Consider the following 19,826-nt stretch of genomic DNA (forward strand, 5'->3'; position numbering starts at 1 on the left):
ACATCGTCCGCGGCTACTTCAGCGGCCCACACGTCCGCTACGTCCTGGACGAGAACCCCATGAGTTTCTGATCAATATGCGAATGCCGGAGGAGTGAGCGCGGGTGCGCTCGAATGGCCGCCGGGGGGCGCGGCCCGGGTGGGGCTTGTCGGGGGAACGCCCGGCCACGGGGGAGGGTCGGGTGCGAGCCCGCGGGAACGGCTCGGTAACCTAAGGCCGCTGACAGACGCTTACCGACCCTCCAGGCGGCTTTACCGTCGCCACGCTCGAGTCAAGGAGTTGCCGCCGCCGTGAGCAGCAGCCTTCGACGCGGCGCCCTCGCCGCCGCCATCGCAATCTCCATCGCCTCGCTCTCCGCGTGCGCGGCCGGCAACAACGCGCAGACCCTGCAGGTCAAGCCGGACAACGCGGCGACGACCGTCGGCAACATCAAGATCCAGAACGCCACGATCATCACCCCGGCCGAGCGCGAGTCCACCGGCCCGTCCGTGGTCTCCGCCACGCTCTTCAACCAGGGCGACACCCCCGAGACGCTGGAGTCGATCACCGTCCCGGGCACCGGCAAGACCGCGCGGCTCTCCCCCGCGAAGGGCCAGAGCCTGACCATCCAGCCGGGCGGCCGGCTGATCCTGGGCGGCAAGGGCAACGCCTCCGCGGTGCTGCCGGCCAGCCGCGAGAACATCCAGGACGGCAACATCCAGAAGATCACCTTCACCTTCAGCAGGACCGGTGACGTGAGCCTGGGAGCCTTCGTCTTCCCGGCCGAGCACTTCTACAAGGAGTGGGGCCCCAGCGAGGAGCCCGCCGCTCCGGGCGCCACGACGGAGCCGTCCGCCAGTGCCTCCGGCGAGGCCTCGAAGTCCCCGGAGGCCGGGGAGTCGGCGGGTGCCGGCGAGTCCGCCGGGGCCGAGGAGTCCGGCGCCCCGTCGGGCACCCCGTCGGACGCGGCGTCCGCGAGCCAGCAGGCCGGCTGACCCGAATTTCGGACAACGGACAACGGACAACAGGGGCGGGACCCGATTCGATCGGGTCCCGCCCCTGGCGTTTCACCGGCCCGGCGTTCCGGCCGCGCAGTTCACCGGGCCGGGTGTTCCGGCCGGGTGTTCCTGGCCGGGTGTTCCTGGCCGGGCCGCTCACCGGCCCAGGTGTTCCGGCCGGGTGTTCGCGACCGGGTGTTCCTGGCCGGGCCTCTCACCGGCCCAGGTGTTCCGGCCGGGTGTCTCGCGCCCCGCGGCTCAGGGCTCGAACTTGTAGCCCAGCCCCCGGACCGTCACCAGGTAGCGCGGCGCGCCCGGGTCCGGTTCGATCTTGGCGCGCAGGCGCTTGACGTGGACGTCGAGGGTCTTGGTGTCGCCCACGTAGTCGGCGCCCCAGACCCGGTCGATCAGCTGCATCCGGGTGAGGACCCGGCCGGCGTTGCGCAGCAGCATCTCCAGCAGGTCGAACTCCTTCAGCGGCAGATCGACCTTGATGCCGCCCACGGTCACCACGTGCCGGTCGACGTCCATGCGGACCGGGCCGGCCTCCAGCGCCGTCGGGGCCGTCTCCTCGTGGCCGTCGCCGCGGCGGCGCAGCACGGCACGGATACGGGCGACCAGCTCGCGGGAGGAGAAGGGCTTGGTGACGTAGTCGTCGGCCCCTATCTCCAGGCCGACCACCTTGTCGATCTCACTGTCCTTGGCGGTCACCATGATCACGGGGACGTTGGAGCGGCCGCGCAGCTGGCGGCACACCTCGGTGCCCGGCAGCCCGGGCAGCATCAGATCGAGGAGGACGAGGTCGGCGCCGTTGCGCTCGAACTCGTCGAGTCCGTCGGGCCCGGTGGTCGCGACGGCGACCTCGAAGCCCTCCTTGCGGAGCATGTACGACAGGGCGTCGGAGAAGGACTCCTCGTCCTCGACGACGAGCACTCGGGTCACGGAAGGACCTCCGGGGAGGGAAGCGTTTCGTACGCGGTTGTGTCGGACGGGACAGCTGAGTGGGGGGAGGCGGAACGGGGAGCGGGACGCGTCCGGCCGGCCTCGCCGTCGTGGCGGCCGGAGCCGTCGTGGTCGTCGTGGTCGTCGTGGTCGTCGGAACGGTCGTGGTCGTCGGAGCCATGGAGGACGTCGGAGCCGCCACGGTCGTCGGAAACGTCGTGGTCGTCGGAAACGTCGTGGTCGTCGGAGCCCTCGAAGCCGTTGGCGCCCTCGAGGTCGTCGGATCCGTCGCGGTCGGTCTGCCGCCGGCCGGTGCGGGCACGTACCGACCCGGCCTCCGGCAGTCGCAGCGTAAACGTCGAGCCCTGGCCCTCGGCACTCCACACCGTGACCTCCCCGCCGTGCGAGGCCGCCACGTGCTTGACGATCGCGAGGCCGAGGCCCGTGCCGCCGGTGGCGCGGGAGCGGGCCGGGTCGACGCGGTAGAAGCGCTCGAATATGCGCTCCTTGTCCTTGTCGGAGATGCCGATGCCCTGGTCGGTGACCGCGATCTCGATGAGGTCCCCGCCGGGCTGGGCGACCCTGCGGGCCGTGACGCCGACGCGGGTGCGGGCGGGCGAGTAGTTGACGGCGTTCTCGACCAGGTTGCCGAGCGCGGCGGCCAGCTGGCCGCGGTGTCCCCACACGGCCAGGTCACCGTCGCTCTCCCGGCGCCCGTCGCCGCTCTGCTCGGCTCCTTCGGGCACCCCCACGTTCGAGACCATGGTGATCTGCTTGGTGCCGGCCGCGTGCCGGCAGCGGTCGACGGCCTCGGCGACCAGCTCGTCCACCCGGACCGGCTCGGCGTCCTCCAGCGGATCGTCGTTCTGCACCCGGGAGAGGTCGATGAGCTCCTGCACCAGGTTGGTGAGCCGGGTCGCCTCGATCTGCATCCGCCCGGCGAAGCGCTGCACGGCCTCCGGGTCGTCGGCGGCGTCCATGACCGCCTCGGAGAGCAGGGAGAGCGCACCGACCGGGGTCTTCAGCTCATGGCTGACGTTGGCGACGAAGTCCCGCCGCACCGCCTCGATCCGGCGGGCCTCGGTGAGATCCTCGACCAGCAGCAGCACCAGCCGGGAACCCAGCGGGGCCACCCGTGCGGACACCGCGAGGGCCTCGCCCCGCCCGGTGCCGCGCCGCGGGAGGTCCAGTTCGACCTGCCGTATCTCGCCATCGCGCCGGGTGTCACGTGCCATCTTCAGCATGGGCTCCACGGCGAGCTTGCCGCCCCGGACCAGCCCGAGGGCGTAGGCGGCGGAGCTGGCCTTGACCACGTCGTCGGCCTCGTCGAGGACCACGGCGGAGGAGCGCAGCACGGACAGGACGGTGTCCACGCCCGGCGGCAGCACCGGGTCGGTGTGCAGGGAGCTGCGGGTGGGGCGCTTCTGCTCGCGCTCGCTGAACCGGAACGCGAGCATGGCGATGACACCGGTGAGCACCCCGGCGATCGCTGCCGCTGCGGCGACCGCCGCGTTCACGTCCATGCCTCCAGGTTAGGCACGGCCCCGGCGGCACCCCCAGCCGCCGAGGGCGGTACTCGAACACTCGTCGCCCAGAGTTCACCTGGGCGCCAGGGACGGTTCATTCGAGGTGACGGAAACGGACGCGTGGCGCACGGACCGTGGGAGCGTGGGAAGGAGCCCCGGCAGCCGGGCCCGAGCCGGTGCGCCCCGGACGACCCCGTTTCGGCCCTGCCCGACCCCGTCCGGACCCCGAGAATCCGGACCCCGAAAAGACGCACCGACCCCGAAAAGACGCACCGACCCCGAAGAGACGCACGAGAGGAAGCCTGATGCGGGACGCGTACCACGAGGAACTGGATTCGATCGGCGACGGTCTGGTGGAGATGGCCCGCCTGGTCGGATCGGCGATCGGGCGCGCCACGACCGCCATCCTCGACTCGGATCTGAAGCTGGCCGAGAGCGTGATCGAGGCCGACCAGAAGGTCGACGAGCTCCAGCACGATCTGGAGGCCCGGGCGATCGCCCTGCTGGCCCGCCAGCAGCCGGTCGCCACCGACCTGCGGATAGTCGTGACCTCGCTGCGCATGTCGGCCGACCTGGAGCGCTCCGGCGACCTCGCGCAGCACGTGGCGAAGCTCGCCCGGCTGCGCTACCCGGCGCACGCGGTCCCCGCCGACCTGCACGCGACGATCCTGGAGATGGGCCAGCTCGCCCAGCGGCTGATGGCCAAGGCGGCGGAGGTGATCATCACCAAGGACGTCGACCTGGCGCTCCAGCTGGAGCAGGACGACGACGCGATGGACCTGCTGCACCGCACCCTGTTCCAGCACCTGATGGACGACCGCTGGAAGCACGGCATCGAGACGGCCGTCGACGTCACCCTGCTGGGCCGCTACTACGAGCGCTTCGCCGATCACGCGGTGTCGGTCGCCAAGCGGGTGGTGTACCTGGTGACCGGCGAGCACGCGGACGAGATCCAGGCGGACATGCAGCAGGAGATCCAGGCGTAGAGCTCCGGGCGCAGGAAGTTCTGGGCGCGGGGAGATCTGAGTGTGGCGCTGCCGTCCGCCGGTGGCACGGCACCCGGGTCAGATCCGCCAGCGCGTGCGGCCGGCCGGTCAGGGCGCGTACGAGCCTCAGTGCGCCGTTGATGCGCCCGGTCGGGTGGGCTTCCAATGAGCACAGGCACCGGCGTCGAGGAGGGACCCATGTCCGAATCCCCCAGCACCACGCCCGACCCCACGCAGGACCGCGAGACCGAGCAGCCCGCCGAGATCAGGAACCTCACCCTGATCGCCGCCTGCGGCTGCGGCTCGGGCTGCGGCTGTGGATGCCAGTCGGGCAACCCCTGCCAGTGCGGCTGACGCCGCAGGGCTCGTTCCGCAAGGCTCTCGCTCACCACACGCTCACCACACCCGAAGGACCTCGCGCCGGACGGCCGGGGTCCTTCGGCATGCCCCCGGCGCCACCCGGGACCACGATGGAAGAAATGGAAGAAGCGGACTGCTTCAGGGGGGCCAGCCGAGAAGGAAGGTGCCGGCCATGACGCGCTTCATGGATGTCCACCACGGCGCTCACGGGGTCACGGAGGACCAGCTCAGGCAGGCGATGAAGGCCGAGGCCGAGCTGGAGGAGGAAGAGGGCGTCCGGTTCCAGCACGTCTGGGCCGACCCGGAGTCGGGCACGGTGTACTGCCTCACCGACGGCCCGTCCGCCGATGCCGTCCAGCGCGTCCACGAGCGCAGCGGCGGCTTCCGCCCCGACGAGATCCACCCGGTCCCGCTGTCCCTGTGAGCGCCCCCTCCGTAGTGCCTTAGAAGGCAGCGACCTCTAGGACGCACCGACCCCGGACCGCGCCGTCCCCTGCCCGCCCTTGGCGGCATCGTCCCTCGGCTCGTCCTCCGGCAGCCGGCGCGCCAGCACCGCGTACCCCGCACCCGCGACGGTGCCCAGGCCCGCGCACGCGCCCCACAGCCACCCGGCACCCGCCCGGTCGATGACGAAGCCCGACATCAGCGGGGCGACCAGCGCCGCCACCGCCCAGGACATGGTGTACATGCCCTGGTAGCGCCCCCGCCCGTGCACCGGGGACAGCCGCACGACGAGTCCCGTCTGCGTGGGCGCGTTCACGATCTCGGCGAGGGTCCACACGCACACGGTGAGGGCGAAGACGCCGACCGACCCGGCGAACGCGGTGAGGCCGAAGCCGTACCCGGCGAGCACCGAGGAGATCACCAGCAGCCGCACGGGGTCGCGGTGCTGGATGAACCGGGTCACCGGGATCTGCAGCGCCACGATGAGCACGCCGTTCACCGCGATGGCCAGCCCGTAGTCGGCCGGGGAGAATCCGGCCAGGCCCATCGCCACCGGCAGCCCCACATACGCCTGCTGGAAGATCAGCGCGATGAGGAAGGACAGCCCGACGACGCCCATGAACCGCCCGTCGCGCAGGACCGTGCCGAGCGAGACCGAGTCCTCCCGGGCGATGGTCTCGGCGTTGCGCACCGGCCGCGACTCGGGCAGCTTCACGAACACCACGACCGCGCAGATCAGCGTCATCGCGGCCTCGATCAGGAACCCGGCGAGGTAGCTGTGCTCGGCGATGAAGCCGGCCGCCATGGAGGAGACGGCGAAGCCGAGGTTGATGGCCCAGTAGTTGAGGGAGAAGGCGCGAATCCGGTCCTCGGGCCGCACGATGTCGGCCATCATCGCCTGCACGGCCGGCCGGGAGGCGTTGGAGGCCATGCCGACGAGGAAGGCGACGGCGGCGATGGCGACCGGGTGGTGCACGAACCCGAGCGCGGCCACGGACACGGCGGTCGACACCTGCGCCACGAGCAGCGTGGGCCGGCGTCCGAGCCGGTCCGTCATGACCCCGCCGCCGAGCGACGAGATCACACCGCCCAGCCCGTGCAGCGCGGCGACCAGACCGGCGTACGTGGCGGAGTAGCCGCGGTCGAGAGTCAAGTACATCGCCATGAAGGTGGCGACGAAGGCACCGAGCCGGTTGACCAGAGTGCTGGTCCACAGCCACCAGAACGCCGGGGGCAGCCCCGACACGGTTTCCCGGACCGCCCGCCTGGCACGGACGACGGCAGACATGGAACCCCCCGGCTGGACGGACGAAGCCCCCGAGGGGGCCGTAAGTGGAGCCCCCGCAGGGACCGTAAGCGGCATAAGCAGCGGACACAACTTACAAACGCGCCCCGGCCGGGACCACTCAATTAACGGATCCCGTCAACCGTCCGCCCAGCGGGCAGCCCGCGCGGGGGACACGGGCCGTGGATTACGCTCGGCCCCATGGCCGACGCACCGTACAAGCTGATCCTCCTCCGCCACGGCGAGAGCGAGTGGAACGAGAAGAACCTGTTCACCGGCTGGGTGGACGTCAACCTCACCCCGAAGGGCGAGAAGGAGGCGACGCGCGGCGGCGAGTTGCTCAAGGACGCCGGTCTGCTGCCCGATGTCGTGCACACCTCCCTCCAGAAGCGCGCCATCCGCACCGCGCAGCTCGCCCTGGAGGCGGCGGACCGCCACTGGATCCCGGTCCACCGCAGCTGGCGTCTGAACGAGCGCCACTACGGCGCCCTGCAGGGCAAGGACAAGGCGCAGACACTCGCCGAGTTCGGCGAGGAGCAGTTCATGCTGTGGCGCCGCTCCTACGACACCCCGCCGCCGCCGCTCGACCGCGACGCCGAGTACTCCCAGTTCTCCGACCCGCGCTACGCGACCCTCCCGCCGGAGCTGCGCCCGCAGACGGAGTGCCTGAAGGACGTCGTCGTCCGCATGCTCCCCTACTGGTTCGACGCGATCGTCCCCGACCTGCTCACCGGCCGCACGGTCCTGATCGCCGCCCACGGCAACAGCCTGCGCGCCCTGGTCAAGCACCTGGACGGCATCTCCGACGCCGACATCGCGGGCCTGAACATCCCCACCGGCATCCCCCTCTCCTACGAACTCGACGCCGACTTCAAGCCCCTGAACCCCGGCGGCACCTACCTCGACCCGGAGGCAGCGGCCGCGGCCATCGAGGCTGTGAAGAACCAGGGCAAGAAGAAGTAGGGTTTGTGATCATGCCCCTGAGCTGCGCATACGGCGCGACTCAGGGGCATTTTCACGGTCTGGGCCCTCTCTGGGCCCTCAGGCCCCCCGGTCCTGTGGCCGGAGCGCCCGCCCGAGGGCCTTTCGTGCCCGGTCCCGGCTGCTCGGCATGAGGTGCGCGTACACCTTGAGCGTCAGTCCCGGATCGGAGTGCCCGAGGTACTCAGCGAGGGCCTTGATGCTTTCCCCGGCGTCCAGGAGGACGGAGGCGTAGAAGTGCCTCAGGGCGTGCATGCCGTGCTCGCGGGCGGCTGCGTGCTCCCGGCTCTTGGCCTTGGGGATGACACCGGCCTTGGCGAGCGCGGGCTTCCAGTGGTCCTCGTTCAGCGACGTACGCCAGACGTGCCCACCGTTCGGGCCCGTGAAGATGAGCCGCCGGGTCACCGGCTGGCCGTTCGCTCGCATCCACGGGAGCTTGATCTCCACAGGCGGGAACCGCTGCATGTGCTGCTGTAGCGCCTCTGCCACCGGATCGGGCAGAGGTACGTCACGGAGCTTGCCGCCCTTCGGAGGCGCGAACACGGGCTTGCTCAGGCTCAGCTTGAGTTGCTGCACCACGTGCAGGGTGCCGCTGTCGAAGTCGATGTCATCGACGGACAGGCCGAGGATCTCGCCTTGCCTCAGGCCGCATCCGGCGCCCACGTCGACCATGGGCCGGAAGCGCTCGACCATGGCGGCGCGCACGGCGAAGACGCGCTCAGGCTCCCAGGGGACGACGCGTCGCGCGCCTATGGCCGGCGGGGACACCGTCCGCGAGTTGCAGGGGTTCCGGCGCAGGCATCCGTCCTCCACGGCAGCGGAGAGCACGGCACGGACGTTGGAGAAGATGACGCGGGCGTACGCGCCGGACATGCCAGACGCTTCGAGCTGCGTCACGAACTCCCGGATGTGGCCCGGCTGGAACGACCCGAGCCGATGAGCCCCGATGCGCGGGAAGGCGTGCAGCCGGAGCTGAGACTCCATCGACGCCCGCGTATTCGGGTCGCCGCTCTGGCTCGCGAGCCACTTCTCTGCGAACTCCTGAAACGTCGTACGGGACGCGTTCGGGTCGATGAAGTCACCGCGGGCTACGTCAGCCTGCATGGCGCTCAGCCACTGCTCGGCTTGGCGCTTCTGTCCATCGGGGAATGACTTCTCCTTCCGCTTCCCCTCCGGCGTGAAGTAGCGGGCGCGGTAGCGCATGCCCTTGCCGTGGCGGTCGGTCTTGACGCGGACGGTCTTGCCGTCGGCATCGGTCGTGGTCTTGAACCACCGGTCGTGGATGTGGCCTGCCATGGTCAGGCATCTCCCTTCAAGAGGTGGGCAACTTCGGTCTTCACGAGCCAGCGCTCTGCGTCGCGGCGGCTCCGGAAGGTCTTGGCCTTGCGGGTGCCGTTGCCGTCGATGAAGTGGGCGCGGTAGCGCGGCTGTTGGCCGTGGCGAGTAGTGCGGACGCGGTCGCCCTCGGGGCGGCGACGCCGGTACCAGCGGTCTTCCAGATGGATGGCCATGGGGCTGTGGGCTCCTTGTCAGTTGAGGGCCGCAGGGTGCGGCCGGTAGCAGGGCGCGGAAGGGCCAGGGAGCGGCCATCCGGCCGGTTTCGGGGTGTGCTCGGGGAGACCCGCTACTTGCTACGGGCCTGATCACGGGGGTTTGGGGTGCTAGCGGGGTTGCTACCGGTAGCGGGTGAGGGTGCTACCGGTAGCGGGGGCTCCGGCGCGGCGTCAGGGAGGCAGAGACACGGGGTGTCGGGCGGCTTCCTGAGGGGGGATTCGGGGGTGCTGGGGGCGTACCTCCCTGACTCCCTGAGAGGCCATTTGCGCTGATCAGGTGGAGGGAGGCGCCCCGGGGAGGCGGTGAGGGAGTTCTCCCTGCCTCCCTCGGTCGGCGTGCCGCGCCTCCCTGTCCTCCGAGCGCTAGCGGAACCTCTAGCGCTAGAGGGTCGCGCCCTAGCGCCGGCGGGTCAGGCCGCGTCTTCGAGGGCGGTCCGTTCGGTCACCCACGCCTGTACGGCGACCGGGTCGAAGCGCAGGTAACGGCCGACGCGGAAGCCGGGCGGGCCGATGCGCTTACGACGCCACTGGTAGACGGTCTCGACGCTCGGCAGGCTGAACATGGTGACCAGGTCTTCGGGGGTGAGGAAGCGGTCCGGCAGGCCGCCCCGCAGGATCGCGCACGGGTCGGTCGGCTCTTTGGCGGCCATGGCTTTGGTGACTCCTCGTGTCCGGTGGGCGGTGCGTGAGCGTGGTGCCGGTAGCCGTCCTAGAGAGTTGGTGCATTTCAGCGTCCGCAGCGTCCTAGCGTCCGTATGGCCACGTTGTCGCAGGCCATTGAGTGTGAGGGATGCGGACGCTAGTGCGGACGCTGCGGACGTTGGACGGCTGTAGCGTCCGCAGCTTCGACGTGTCCGGGCCGCTGGAATGCGGCCCGGCCCGGCGGGTCTTCCGGCTACGTCAGGGCTGTTCAGGCGGGGTTCTTCCCTCCCCGAGCGGGGCCGTCTCCGGCCAGAGAGAGCCTTGGTCGGGTGTGGACGCTGACTCTTCCCAATCGGGTGCACGGGAGAGGATCAGGAGCTTGTGTCGGTGCCGGTCGCGGCTACGCTGCGTGTCGTCCACCGTGATCCCGATGGACCGCAGCAACGGCGCCAGCCGCTTCACCCGGCCGCCCGCGCGGGTGGCATCCTTGGGCCAGCCCTGCGGACGGATCCCGCCCGGCAGCGGCAGCACTTCGAGCAACTGGGCGGCCGTGCCTTGCCAGGTGCCCACCTGGTCAACCAGGGCGGCGATGGCAGCGCCGAACGGATCGCCCTCCAACGCGTCCGTGGCGACGTTCGCCGACGTGGCCAGGTACTCGTCAAGGGTGTGCCAGTCCATGACCTGGTCGACGGCCGCGAGCACGCGAGCGAAGTCGGCCATGCGCGGCATGGTGTCCAGTCGCACCGACGGGAGTACGGCCAGCACACACGCGAGCAGATCGAAGAGCGCTCCGAGCACGGCGGGCCGTACGGCCTCGAACGCGGCGTTCAGCTCTTCCTCGGTGCGCCGCCGGTCTTCCTCGATCAACTGGAGATCGAGCATGAGGAGGCGTTCGGCGAGGTCTCCGGCGAGAGCTCCTGCGTCGATGGTGGTCATGGCCAGCACCCGCCGGAACGTCAGCACCACCACGTCGTCATCGGTGTACAAGGCCCGGTCCACGATGCCGTCACCGGTCACGGCCTTGCACAGGGTGTCCGAGAGCCACGGCGGGATGGTGCTGATGTTGTCCAGGCACAGAGCCCACGAGTTGAAGGCCTGCGCCGCCCACGCCTTGACGTCGCGCGGCTGACTCCGCTTGGACGCTGGGGACGGGTCGATCAGGTTCACGACCATCTCAGCCGTCTTCGACTTGCCCGTGCCCTGCTCGCCCTTGAAGGTGAGCACAGGGTGCGGGATGTGCGGAATCCACGCCGCAACCAGCCATGCGGCCAACTGCCGGAACGTCTGCTCGTCCATGTTCAACAGCGCGTGCAGCTTGGCCAGGCCGTCGCCGTCCAGCACGGGCGTGGGCATCGGGCCCATGGCTCCGGAGCGGCGGAAGAGCACCGGGGAGCGGTCGACCACGTTCCATCCCGTGGCGGTGACCACCACGGCGCGGCCATCGGCCGTACCCAGGTCGACCACGATGGCGCCGGCGGGGTCGGTCCCCACCCGCAGACTCACGGACACAGGGTCACCCGAGTCGGCGATACCTTCCAGGACAGTCATCGCGTCGGCGAGGGCGGACTGTGAGGCCACCTCGCCGTCATAGGTGTCCGCATACAGCCGCGCGAGCCGCTGCCGCAAACCTGCCTTGCCTCGCAGCGGGAGGGCGAGGTTCGGGCCGTCCAGGGCGACCGCGTAGGGGCGGCCGTCGGTGGACATCACGAACCGGTACCCCTCCCGCGCGAGCGCCACGAGCCGGGAGGCGGCCGACGGCTTCTTACCGCCGTCGGCGTTCACGTCGACCGGTCGGTGCACCGCATTCCGAGTCGAGTCGACCGGTTGGCTCTGTCGCCGTTCAGCAGCGTTCATAGAGTCGGCCGACCCGTTCACGGCGCCGTTCACCGTGTTCACGGGTCGGGTCGATCCGTTCACGGAACCGTTCACGGCGTTCATACGGACACCGCCTCTTCGGTCGGGCCCGTGCACGCGCGCACCGGTCGGACCGCGCGCAGGCAAGCGGGTCGGAGCGACGGCCGCCTGTCGGCCGCGCGGCAGGCCGGTCGGGCGTGACGCCGGGTGTGACGCGTCTCGTCACGCAGGTCAGGGGTCGACCGACAGGCGATCGGGTCGGGCGACCATACGGCCTCGAACGTCGACTGATTGGCGTGCGCGAGTCGGGCCAACAGCTGCCAGTCGATCGGGCCGACCGCCGCCCGACTCGGGTTGGCCGACCACGCGATGAGCAGAGCGATCGACAGCGGGAGCCGGTCGGCCTTCGTGTTGTTGCAGGGTCGGCAGGCCAACACGAGGTGATCGGCCGACCACGTGAAGAACAGCCGGATCGGCACCACGTGATCGAGGGTGGCGTCCCGCAGGTCCGTGAAGGGCAGGCGGCAGTAGGCGCACCGCTGCCCGTCGCGGGCGGCGAGCTGGGCCTTGCGGTTGCGGCGCCGCTTGGAGTTCAAGTGCGGCTTGTCGTGCAGGCTCACGGCTACCACTCCGCCCGCATCGTCCGCAGCCACTTGCCGTCCGGACCGGGCGGCGGGGTCAGCCCGACCAGGTAACCGCCGGAGTCCGGCCGCACGATCAGCGGGGCAGGCTGCTCCCGATTCCAGCGCACCAGGTCGAACGCGAAGCGGCGACGGTGGTAGTCGGGCAGCGCCTGCTTGTAGAGCCACTCCCGATCACGGTCGCGGTCAAGTCCACCCAGTTCGCCGGACATCACCGCACCCAGACGGATCAGGGTCTCGGTCGGCACGGCCGTCACGCCCTCATGGATGGCGCGGGCCAACAGGAGCTTGCGACGCGGGAGTTCGCGGAAGTCGGCCATGCGGTACCGGTTCAGGCTGGAGAGGTAGACGGCCACGCCGATTTCCCCCGCGGTCATCGGCCGCGAGCGGGCTCCGGCGTACCAGAACGACAGGGCGAGCCGGTAGGCGAACCGGCGGCAGTCGGCCACCTCGAAGAACTCTTCGGCGGGCAGTCCCTCGAACTGCTCGGTCACCTGAGCGATGCCGGCCGGGCCGAGGGTGCGCACGGCGCCGTTGAGCGCGTCGTACAGGGTGTCGGTGTCAGGCACCGGGACCGCGAGTTCATCGGCGGCCGTCTCGAAGAGCGCGGCGGCGGCCTCGTTGGCCGTCAGCTCGTAGCCCATGACCGGGATGGTGGGCAGGTCTTCGCCTTCCCGGCGCCGGTCCCTCTCCGTGAGGGAGAAGACCGGCACCGGGGCAGGCTGCACCTGTGCGTACAGGGCGTCCAGAACGGTGCTCACGCGGTCACCCCGAACAGCCGGGTGACCGTCTCGGCGAGCATGCGCACGAACAGCGGCGCCTTGCCCCGTCCGGCCAGTGCCTCGCGGTACTCCTCCTCCGCGATGGCAGCGTTGATCTCCATGGCGCACAGGCTCGTCTCGATCAGCGCGAACTGAAGCGAGTCACGGACCGCGTCGCCATCCTCCAGTTCCTCGAACATCAGGCTCAGACCGGGCGTGTAGAGCAGGAGTCCCAGGATCTCGGCGAACGACAGGCACATGCGCACCTGCATCTCTACCCGCACCGGCTCACCCGGCTCCGGGCCGCCGAACACCTCGGCGCCCTCACGCAGGCCAACGACCGACACCGACTGAGGGGGAGCGATGATCTCTCCGCGCTCCAGCTCTCGCCCGCCGGGACCGTTGTCCCGAGGGGTGCCCCGCTTGGTCCTACGTTCTGCCACAGTTCCAGGCATCATGGAAGTGCCCCTTCGAGGGTCAGGGAGCGGCTGTTCTGCTTGGCGGTAGGAAGCCGCTCCTTGCTTTTCCTGGCTTTGACCAGGTCTTTTTCGCGGGATTCACGCCCGGTATCGGACGGCCGCTTGTTGACTAGCTTGCACTAGTCTGCTGTGGTGCACAACCCCTGTGGAGTGGTGTGCACTAGTTCGCTGTGGTGGGTACGCTCAGGGCATGACTGTCACAGGAGGGCCCAAGCCCAAGGCGGTGCAGGTCGCGGATGCACTTCGCGAGGACATCAAGCGGATGAAGCCCGGTGACAAGCTCCCGTCACAGCGGGAGTTGATCGAGCGCTTCGGGTACGCGAGCCAGACGATCCAAAACGGGCTGGCCATGCTCCGGTCCGAGGGGCTAGTCGTGTCGGCCGGGAACCTGGGTAACTTCGTCGGTGACGGCACCGTTCCGCAGAGCGACCTGCGCGGCGAGATCAATGAAATCCGCTCCCTGATTCAGGCGTTGGCTGAACGAGTGGAAGCACTCGAAGAGCGCTCCACCCCGGGTGGTGCGTGATCTGCAACCAGCATGCGGGGAACGGAGCGCATGCCGTAAGTGACACCAAGGGGGCGAGTGCGCGAGCGGGGGACATGTCCGGTGTCACCTTGGTGTCCCCTTCCCTGTCCCCAGGGGCGAGGCGCAAGACTCAGCGGGTAAGCACTCCGAGGAGGACGTATGAGCGACGACAGGCCCGCATGGGCGCGACGCATCGCGGCTGAGCGGTCCGCGCGCGAGTGGTCCCAGCGAGACGCGGTGAGGGCTCTTCGGGCCCACTCCAAGGATGAGCTCCCGGCAGACGACAGCCTGATCCGGCAGTGGAAGCGGTGGGAGTCCGGGCAGATCCCCAACGAGTTCTATCGGCCGCTCATCGCGGCTGTCTTCGGGACCGTGACACACGCGCTCTTCCCGGCGCCGGCGCGTCGGGACGGAGACAAGGAGATCCTGGCGGCGAGCGGCATGGAGACGCTGGAGATCGTAAGCCGTCTCAACCGATCCGACGTGGACGCGGCCACGCTCGATGCCCTGCGGATCACCACGGATCGGCTCTGCTCGGAGTACCCGTTCATGCCGAGCGAACAGCTCCTCATCGAGGGGCGCCAGTGGCTCCGCCGTGTTGTGGAGCTCCACTCGAAGAGCCTCACACTCACGCAGCACCGCGAGGTGCTGGCTCTGTCTGGCTGGCTCGCTCTCCTCGTGGGCTGCGTGGAGTACGACACCGGCGACCGGCACGCGGCCGAGTCGACCCGCCGGGCCGCCCTCTCGCTCGCGACCGAGGCCGACCATGCGGAAGTCGCCGGGTGGGCGCATGAGATGCGAGCCTGGTTCGCGCTCACCACGGGGGACTACCGCGGGGTCATCGCGGCGGCGCAGGCCGGAACCGAGATCGCCGCGCACCAGGGCGTAGCAGTGCAGCTTGCAGCGCAGGAGGCCAAGGCGTGGGCCCGGCTCGGGGACCGGCGGCGGGTCGAGGTGGCGCTCGACAGGGGGCGCAACTTGCTCGAAGGAATGCCGCACCCCGAGAACCTTGACAACCATTTCGTGGTCGACCCGGCGAAGTTCGACTTCTACGCCATGGACTGCTACCGCTTGGTGGGAGAGGACAAGCTGGCCCGAACGCTCGCGGAGGAAGTTCTCCGGGCAGGCACGGACTTCGACGGTTCGGAGCGCTCACCCATGCGCAACGCGGAGGCGCGCGTCACGCTCGGCGTAACGGCCGCACGCGAGGGTGACCTCGAACAGGCGCTCATCATGGGCGAACGCGCCCTCGAAGGTGAACGACAGTCGGTCCCGTCGCTCATCATGACCAGCCGCGAACTTGCCGCAGAGGTGCGGCGCCGGTACGCATCCGAGCCTTCCGCTCAGGACTACCTCGCGCACCTGCGCGAGCTCGGAGAGGCGGCCCCCGGCTTTCTGCCCCAGTAGCAAGAAGGTGCGGCCTACGGCCGCGCGACCCTTGGCAGCTCGCTGCGCTCGCGCGCGACGGCCGCCGTACGACGCTAGGCGCCATCGCGCACTTCGGGCCGGTCCGCCAGGCGAGGGGCTGCAACACTGTTGGTGTTGCAGCCCCTCGCGCATCGTCGGCAGGAGTTGAAGAGACCACCCTCGCCCGCGCGGGGGTGGTCTCTTCGGCTTCCCCGACTCGGGTCAGCGTCCGCACCTGTCCCCCTCTAGGAATCGCCCTGACCTGCGGAAAAGTGCTCTTAGGGGCGGAGCGTGTTTGGACGCTGCGGACGCTGGCGGACGCTACACATTTTGTTTAGCGTCCGCAGGAACAGTGAAGGTCACAGAGGGTGAGTGATGCCCGGCGGACGCTGCGGACGCTGTTTTCCCTCAACTCTCTAGGACGGCTAGGGATGGCTCTTCAGGAGGGGCGGGTGCGCACGGCCGTCCTGCTCAGGCAAGAGGAGCACCACGGCCCCGGCGTGCTCCTCTTGCCTGAGCAGGGCCCCACCCCTCGTGAAGAGCCGTGGTGAGCCGCACGGAGCTGGAGAGGCCCCGGCGGCGCTCGCCCGTGCCTGCCGTCTGCCCCTTGGAAGGCACACAGGACGGCCTTCCAAGGGGGCGCGGCGCTACCTCCACGGCGGCCCCGCGCGAGCGCAGCGAGCCGCCAATGGACGCGCGGCCGGAGGCCGCTCCTTCTTGCTCTTCCTCACGACGGCCCGGCCGGGCGCGGTCCGGCCGGGCCCGATAGCGATCCGGCCGCCCCCTCTCAGAGGCGCCTAACGGCCGAACTCCGGGGTCTGCTCAGATGCCTCGCTAACCGCTAACGTCCTGGTCATCACCGGTTTTGGCCGCTAGCGGGGTCGCTAACGTTAGCGGTCCCTGCCGCTAGCGCTAGAGGTCGGCGACGGGCCTGAAACCGGGCCCTCTCTGGGCCCTCCGAGCATGACCGACGATGACAGACAACGACCACCAACGACCGCCCGACCGCAGGTCAGTGGGGGTCTGCACCCCGCTGACCAGGGCAGAAAAACGGGCCCTCCAGACCCAGGGCAAGAAGAAATAGCCAGTACCGGTACCGGTACCGGTACTGATCAAGCCCCCTGCCTGCGGTTGCCGGGAGGGGGCTTTTCGCTCGCTCTGGGGCGCGACTTGGGGCTATGTGCTCGGCCTGGACTCCGCGGAGCCCGCGGTGCCGGTCGGCGAGAGGCTTCGGCCTCCGGGGAGGAGTGCGGCTGCGCCCAGGCCGCCCAGGCCGATGGCAGCGAGCGTGATCATCGCTGCGGCGTAGGCGCCCGTGCTGAGTCCGGCTACGAGGATGGTGCCCGCGATGGCCGTTCCGAAGGACGAGCCGAGGTTGGACACGCTGCGGGAGAGGCCCGAGATCTCGCCCTGCTGTTCCTCGGGGAAGCTCGACTGGACGACGTTGACGGAGGGGGTCAGCATCACACCGAGCCCAAGACCTATGAGGAGCAGTCCGGGAACGAAAGCCCACGCGGTGGAGAAGCTCCCGACCAGTATGATCAGAACCGCGACACCGACGAGGGTGACGGCGAAGCCGGACAGGATGAGGGTTCGCTGCGGGTGCCGGCGGGCGAGGCGCTCGGCCGACAGCGACGTGGCCAGCAGGCCGAGGGTGGCCGCCGTGAAGACGACCCCGGTCTGGATGGCGTCGTAGCCGCGTACGACCTGGAGGTAGGCGGCCACCGTGAAGGACGTGCCCATGAGCAGCAGCCATTGGATGTTCTGTGTGGCGAGGCCCAGGTTGGAGGTGCGGCTGCGGAAGAGGCTCGGGGACAGCAGCGGTTCCCGGCCGGAGGCCTCCTTGGCGCGCGCGGAGCGGAAGAACCAGCAGAGGACCAGGGTGCCCAGGACGAGCAGGGCGACCGTGAGCCAGACGTTGTCGTCCGCGGCCAGGATGCCCAGGACGACGAGGACGAGGCCGACTGCGGAGAGGACCGCGCCGGCGGTGTCGAAGGATCGAGTCGGGTCCGGCGGCAGCGGGTCGTCGATGCGACGGCTGAGCAGGACGATCACCGCGATCACCTGGGCCTGGAACACGAAGGCGGCACGCCAGCTGATCGCCGTGGTGATCAGTCCGCCGATCAGCGGTCCGGCCGCCGCTCCGATGCCGCCCAGAGCCATGACCACTCCGAAGGCCCGGGCGCGGGAGGTGACGTCGGGGTGGAGGAGGGTCGTGAGGATGTACACGGGCGGGATCAGGAGCGCCGTACCGATGCCTTCGAGGATCGAATTGCCCACGATGAGGACGCCGAGCCCCGGGGCGGCCGCACTCAGCAGGGCCCCGACCGCGTAGACGACCAGACCTGTCATGAAGCAGCGTTTGCGGCCGTAGCGGTCGGTGAGTTTGCCGCCGGGGATCATCAGCGCGGCCATCACCAGGAGGAAGACAGTGATGGCCACCTGAACGCCTTGGACGGTGGTTTCCAGGTCCTCGCTGATGTCGTTGATCATCACGTTCATGTTGGAGCCCGCGAAGCTGGCCAGCGTCCCCGGTACGTGCACGAGCGCAACCACGACAGCCAGTAGGCACGGCAGGCCTCCAGGTCGTCGGCGACGCCTTCCAGCGACGGCCGGGCAGGTGCCGGGGCACCGCCGGGCGTGCTGGTGAGCACGACCGCCGCCGCCTGGCCGGCGGAGAGGGTGAAGCGGGCGCTGATGTCGCTGCCGTCCTCGTGGAAGACGATTCCCGCCGTGGACTGCAGGTGCAGGTCCGTTCCCGGGCCACGGAAGACGAGCGAGTGCTCGTCGGTCCGGGTCAGCGTGTGGGTGGCGCGGCCGTAGTCGAAGCGCGGCTGGCAGCTGAGCGCGAAGGGCAGACTGCCCCGGACGACCCGTGCCACCCGCAGCAGCCGATGAGTCCCCGTCGGGGCGGAGGCACCACTCGGCACCATGAAGTCGGCCACCTCACCGACCCCGCCGGGGGCCATGAAACGGGTGACGAGTATGGCGGTGTCGGACAGATACAGCTGCCGCACGGTCATGCCGTCGCTGCCGGGCAACTCCGCGGCCAGGCGGCAGTGGCCACCGCGTTCACCGTCCAGGAGCGAGGCGAAGACACTGGGCGAGTCGAAGCGGGGCGAGCACCACCAGTCGACGGTTCCGTCGGACGACACCAGGGCAGCCGTCTGGAGATCGCCGACCATGCCGTGCTCGGCGATGGGCGGATAGCGGGTCACCTGATCCCCCCTCTTCGGCCGGGAACACCGACATGGCATGGGGGCATCGGGGCAGCCATGCCGGACCTGTGCACGCCAAGCGTTCTGCAAGCCCGGCACCGTCACCTCAACCCCTGCGGGTGAAACCCCGCTCCTCCGTGCCGGCTGCCTGCCGGATCCACGCAAGGACTCGGGCGGACGGCGTGGGTGATCTAGGGTGTGGCGATGCAGCCTTCCCCGTCGCCGCGGATACCGGCGAGCGAACTCCGGCCCGGTCGTCACTGGTACCTGACGGCGGCCGTGATCTCTGTCGTGTCGATCGTGCTGGGCATGGTCATCGCTGTCTACCAGTTCAAGAGCGTCGTCGACGCCGTGGACACGGGCAACCAGTTCGCCGACGGCGAGAGCGTCACCCTGCGGCTCGATCCGGATGACGAGAAGGCGATCTGGCTCGAGGACCGCATCGGGCCGTCCCGGCCGACGTGCGACATCTCCGGTCCGGGCGACCCCGCCCTCGCCGCTCCGGGTATCGACGTGTTCCTCACCCGCGACGAGACGTGGAACCCGCTCTACAACATCGAGGTGTCGCAGGCGGGCGACTACCGGGTCACCTGCGACTCCGAGAGGCCGTCCCAGTACGCCATCGGGGACCTCGGCGGCCTCGTCACGTTCGGAGGCTGGCTGCTGCTGGCCGTCTTCCTCCCGTTGTTCGGGGTGGGCGTCGGCATCGTCATCGTTCTGATCACCGCCTTCCGCCGCAGGGGTCACCGCAAGCGGCTGCTCGCCGAGCGCTACGGCTCCGGCGGTCCTCACCCTGCGCAGCCCACGCCCAGTGCCGGTGCCGCTCCCGACCGACGGTAGAGCGCCTTCCGCAGCGAACTCGTTGGCCCGCTGCTGTCAGTAGTGGCAGGCACGAATCCCGCGCCGGGTCGGCGGGCTTCCTGCGTCGAGTGGATTTGAGGGATCGTCAATTCTCGCCTGGGCCGCCCGAGGAATCCCCGGCGAGCGTGATCGTGGTTGATTGCGCTGCGCGCCAGGCTTCCTCGGGCGGGTAGGGCGGCGGGAGTTCGGTGGGAGCGAGGTCCTGGTCGCCGTCGCCGTCGAAGTCTCCGGCCACGACGTCCTGGCCGAAGGAGTCGCCCGAGCCGGTTGCGGGGGCGGCGGACGCCGGGGCGGGGGCGAGGAGGAGCAGGGCGATTGCAAAGTTCGTTGATCGTGTGTTGGTGCAGGTCAGTTGAGTCCGAGGACGGTCAGTGGCCGCTCGT

20 protein-coding genes and 1 pseudogene are annotated in these 19,826 nt (G+C 69.8%); 8 read left to right on the plus strand and 13 right to left on the minus strand.

Annotated elements, in window-relative coordinates:
• Nucleotides 1-290 precede the first annotated feature (290 nt).
• Nucleotides 291-974 carry a copper chaperone PCu(A)C domain-containing protein gene (locus tag ABD198_RS27760; RefSeq protein ID WP_344006972.1) on the plus strand — a complete coding sequence of 228 codons (684 nt, stop codon included), beginning with the start codon at nt 291-293 and terminating at the stop codon, nt 972-974.
• Nucleotides 975-1,235: 261 nt separating this feature from the next.
• Here ABD198_RS27760 and phoP read toward each other — a convergent pair whose 3' ends face one another.
• Together phoP and ABD198_RS27770 are read right to left on the minus strand one after the other, a co-directional pair.
• Nucleotides 1,236-1,910 carry a two-component system response regulator PhoP gene (phoP, locus tag ABD198_RS27765; RefSeq protein ID WP_486388899.1) on the minus strand — a complete coding sequence of 225 codons (675 nt, stop codon included), beginning with the start codon at nt 1,908-1,910 and terminating at the stop codon, nt 1,236-1,238.
• A 5-nt stretch (nt 1,911-1,915) separates the two neighbouring features.
• Nucleotides 1,916-3,442 (minus strand): sensor histidine kinase, encoded by a 1,527-nt coding sequence (locus tag ABD198_RS27770; RefSeq protein WP_344006976.1) that lies wholly within the window; start codon nt 3,440-3,442, stop codon nt 1,916-1,918.
• Nucleotides 3,443-3,750: 308 nt separating this feature from the next.
• On the opposite strand from ABD198_RS27770, the gene phoU reads away from it, so the two are divergent.
• The 3 genes from phoU to ABD198_RS27785 all read left to right on the plus strand — a co-directional run bounded on the left by phoU (nt 3,751) and on the right by ABD198_RS27785 (nt 5,215).
• Nucleotides 3,751-4,431 (plus strand): phosphate signaling complex protein PhoU, encoded by a 681-nt coding sequence (gene phoU / locus ABD198_RS27775; RefSeq protein WP_344006978.1) that lies wholly within the window; start codon nt 3,751-3,753, stop codon nt 4,429-4,431.
• Nucleotides 4,432-4,629: 198 nt separating this feature from the next.
• The gene (locus tag ABD198_RS27780) at nt 4,630-4,785 is read left to right on the plus strand and encodes a hypothetical protein (RefSeq protein WP_167998742.1); all 156 of its coding nucleotides are present in this window, start codon (nt 4,630-4,632) and stop codon (nt 4,783-4,785) included.
• A gap of 178 nt (nt 4,786-4,963) precedes the next feature.
• The gene (locus tag ABD198_RS27785) at nt 4,964-5,215 is read left to right on the plus strand and encodes an SCO4226 family nickel-binding protein (RefSeq protein WP_344006982.1); all 252 of its coding nucleotides are present in this window, start codon (nt 4,964-4,966) and stop codon (nt 5,213-5,215) included.
• A gap of 36 nt (nt 5,216-5,251) precedes the next feature.
• Here ABD198_RS27785 and ABD198_RS27790 read toward each other — a convergent pair whose 3' ends face one another.
• On the minus strand, nt 5,252-6,523 hold the full coding sequence (locus ABD198_RS27790; RefSeq protein ID WP_344006984.1) for an MDR family MFS transporter: 1,272 nt from the start codon (nt 6,521-6,523) through the stop codon (nt 5,252-5,254).
• Between the two features lie 198 nt (nt 6,524-6,721).
• Between ABD198_RS27790 and ABD198_RS27795 the strand changes: the two genes are divergently transcribed.
• Entirely contained in the window at nt 6,722-7,483 is a 762-nt protein-coding gene (locus ABD198_RS27795; RefSeq protein ID WP_344006986.1) for a phosphoglyceromutase, read from the plus strand.
• A gap of 78 nt (nt 7,484-7,561) precedes the next feature.
• Here the strand turns inward: ABD198_RS27795 and ABD198_RS27800 are convergent, their stop codons facing one another.
• The 7 genes from ABD198_RS27800 to ABD198_RS27830 all read right to left on the minus strand — a co-directional run bounded on the left by ABD198_RS27800 (nt 7,562) and on the right by ABD198_RS27830 (nt 13,395).
• Nucleotides 7,562-8,797 (minus strand): tyrosine-type recombinase/integrase, encoded by a 1,236-nt coding sequence (locus tag ABD198_RS27800; protein ID WP_344006988.1) that lies wholly within the window; start codon nt 8,795-8,797, stop codon nt 7,562-7,564.
• A 2-nt stretch (nt 8,798-8,799) separates the two neighbouring features.
• The gene (locus ABD198_RS27805) at nt 8,800-9,012 is read right to left on the minus strand and encodes a hypothetical protein (protein WP_344006990.1); all 213 of its coding nucleotides are present in this window, start codon (nt 9,010-9,012) and stop codon (nt 8,800-8,802) included.
• Nucleotides 9,013-9,464: 452 nt separating this feature from the next.
• Nucleotides 9,465-9,704, minus strand: coding sequence for a helix-turn-helix transcriptional regulator (locus tag ABD198_RS27810; protein ID WP_344006992.1), 240 nt, complete (start codon nt 9,702-9,704; stop codon nt 9,465-9,467).
• A 250-nt stretch (nt 9,705-9,954) separates the two neighbouring features.
• The gene (locus ABD198_RS27815; RefSeq protein ID WP_344006994.1) at nt 9,955-11,634 is read right to left on the minus strand and encodes an ATP-binding protein; all 1,680 of its coding nucleotides are present in this window, start codon (nt 11,632-11,634) and stop codon (nt 9,955-9,957) included.
• The gene (locus tag ABD198_RS27820) at nt 11,631-12,170 is read right to left on the minus strand and encodes an HNH endonuclease (RefSeq protein ID WP_344006996.1); all 540 of its coding nucleotides are present in this window, start codon (nt 12,168-12,170) and stop codon (nt 11,631-11,633) included. The genes ABD198_RS27815 and ABD198_RS27820 overlap by 4 nt, the downstream gene beginning before the upstream one ends.
• Nucleotides 12,171-12,172: 2 nt before the next feature.
• The gene (locus tag ABD198_RS27825; protein ID WP_344006999.1) at nt 12,173-12,952 is read right to left on the minus strand and encodes a hypothetical protein; all 780 of its coding nucleotides are present in this window, start codon (nt 12,950-12,952) and stop codon (nt 12,173-12,175) included.
• Nucleotides 12,949-13,395, minus strand: a complete 447-nt coding sequence (locus tag ABD198_RS27830; protein ID WP_344007001.1) for a hypothetical protein — start codon at nt 13,393-13,395, stop codon at nt 12,949-12,951. Before ABD198_RS27830 ends, ABD198_RS27825 begins: the two co-directional genes overlap by 4 nt.
• A 226-nt stretch (nt 13,396-13,621) precedes the next feature.
• Here ABD198_RS27830 and ABD198_RS27835 point away from each other — a divergent pair, with 226 nt between their 5' ends.
• Both ABD198_RS27835 and ABD198_RS27840 read left to right on the plus strand, forming a co-directional pair.
• Nucleotides 13,622-13,957: a GntR family transcriptional regulator gene (locus tag ABD198_RS27835; RefSeq protein ID WP_344007003.1), complete on the plus strand. Its 336-nt coding sequence runs from the start codon at nt 13,622-13,624 to the stop codon at nt 13,955-13,957.
• Nucleotides 13,958-14,116: 159 nt separating this feature from the next.
• A complete protein-coding gene (locus tag ABD198_RS27840; RefSeq protein ID WP_344007005.1) occupies nt 14,117-15,364 on the plus strand; it encodes an NsdA family TPR-like regulatory protein in 1,248 nt (415 codons plus the stop codon).
• 1,176 nt (nt 15,365-16,540) lie between these two features.
• Here the strand turns inward: ABD198_RS27840 and ABD198_RS27845 are convergent.
• Nucleotides 16,541-17,866 carry an MFS transporter gene (locus ABD198_RS27845; RefSeq protein WP_344007011.1) on the minus strand — a complete coding sequence of 442 codons (1,326 nt, stop codon included), beginning with the start codon at nt 17,864-17,866 and terminating at the stop codon, nt 16,541-16,543.
• Nucleotides 17,863-18,582, minus strand: coding sequence for a trehalase-like domain-containing protein (locus ABD198_RS27850; RefSeq protein ID WP_344007007.1), 720 nt, complete (start codon nt 18,580-18,582; stop codon nt 17,863-17,865). Before ABD198_RS27850 ends, ABD198_RS27845 begins: the two co-directional genes overlap by 4 nt.
• 204 nt (nt 18,583-18,786) lie before the next feature.
• Here ABD198_RS27850 and ABD198_RS27855 point away from each other — a divergent pair, with 204 nt between their 5' ends.
• Nucleotides 18,787-19,422: a hypothetical protein gene (locus ABD198_RS27855; protein WP_344007009.1), complete on the plus strand. Its 636-nt coding sequence runs from the start codon at nt 18,787-18,789 to the stop codon at nt 19,420-19,422.
• Nucleotides 19,423-19,528: 106 nt separating this feature from the next.
• On the opposite strand, the pseudogene ABD198_RS27860 reads toward ABD198_RS27855, so the two are convergent.
• Nucleotides 19,529-19,826: pseudogene (locus tag ABD198_RS27860) on the minus strand (hypothetical protein); the annotation flags it as partial.

Origin of the sequence: Streptomyces thermocarboxydovorans (assembly GCF_039524635.1) — a bacterium.
In the GTDB taxonomy this organism is placed as follows: Bacteria; Actinomycetota; Actinomycetes; order Streptomycetales; family Streptomycetaceae; genus Streptomyces; species Streptomyces thermocarboxydovorans.

What these genes read in the sequence shown, in the direction of transcription:
- ABD198_RS27770 (WP_344006976.1), bottom strand. Translation starts at nt 3,442, where the DNA reads ATGGACGTGAACGCGGCGGTCGCCGCAGCGGCAGCGATCGCCGGGGTG.
- phoU (WP_344006978.1), top strand. Translation starts at nt 3,751, where the DNA reads ATGCGGGACGCGTACCACGAGGAACTGGATTCGATCGGCGACGGTCTG.
- ABD198_RS27780 (WP_167998742.1), top strand. Translation starts at nt 4,630, where the DNA reads ATGTCCGAATCCCCCAGCACCACGCCCGACCCCACGCAGGACCGCGAG.
- ABD198_RS27785 (WP_344006982.1), top strand. Translation starts at nt 4,964, where the DNA reads ATGACGCGCTTCATGGATGTCCACCACGGCGCTCACGGGGTCACGGAG.
- ABD198_RS27790 (WP_344006984.1), bottom strand. Translation starts at nt 6,523, where the DNA reads ATGTCTGCCGTCGTCCGTGCCAGGCGGGCGGTCCGGGAAACCGTGTCG.
- ABD198_RS27795 (WP_344006986.1), top strand. Translation starts at nt 6,722, where the DNA reads ATGGCCGACGCACCGTACAAGCTGATCCTCCTCCGCCACGGCGAGAGC.
- ABD198_RS27800 (WP_344006988.1), bottom strand. Translation starts at nt 8,797, where the DNA reads ATGGCAGGCCACATCCACGACCGGTGGTTCAAGACCACGACCGATGCC.
- ABD198_RS27805 (WP_344006990.1), bottom strand. Translation starts at nt 9,012, where the DNA reads ATGGCCATCCATCTGGAAGACCGCTGGTACCGGCGTCGCCGCCCCGAG.
- ABD198_RS27810 (WP_344006992.1), bottom strand. Translation starts at nt 9,704, where the DNA reads ATGGCCGCCAAAGAGCCGACCGACCCGTGCGCGATCCTGCGGGGCGGC.
- ABD198_RS27815 (WP_344006994.1), bottom strand. Translation starts at nt 11,634, where the DNA reads ATGAACGCCGTGAACGGTTCCGTGAACGGATCGACCCGACCCGTGAAC.
- ABD198_RS27835 (WP_344007003.1), top strand. Translation starts at nt 13,622, where the DNA reads ATGACTGTCACAGGAGGGCCCAAGCCCAAGGCGGTGCAGGTCGCGGAT.
- ABD198_RS27840 (WP_344007005.1), top strand. Translation starts at nt 14,117, where the DNA reads ATGAGCGACGACAGGCCCGCATGGGCGCGACGCATCGCGGCTGAGCGG.
- ABD198_RS27845 (WP_344007011.1), bottom strand. Translation starts at nt 17,866, where the DNA reads ATGAACGTGATGATCAACGACATCAGCGAGGACCTGGAAACCACCGTC.
- ABD198_RS27855 (WP_344007009.1), top strand. Translation starts at nt 18,787, where the DNA reads ATGCAGCCTTCCCCGTCGCCGCGGATACCGGCGAGCGAACTCCGGCCC.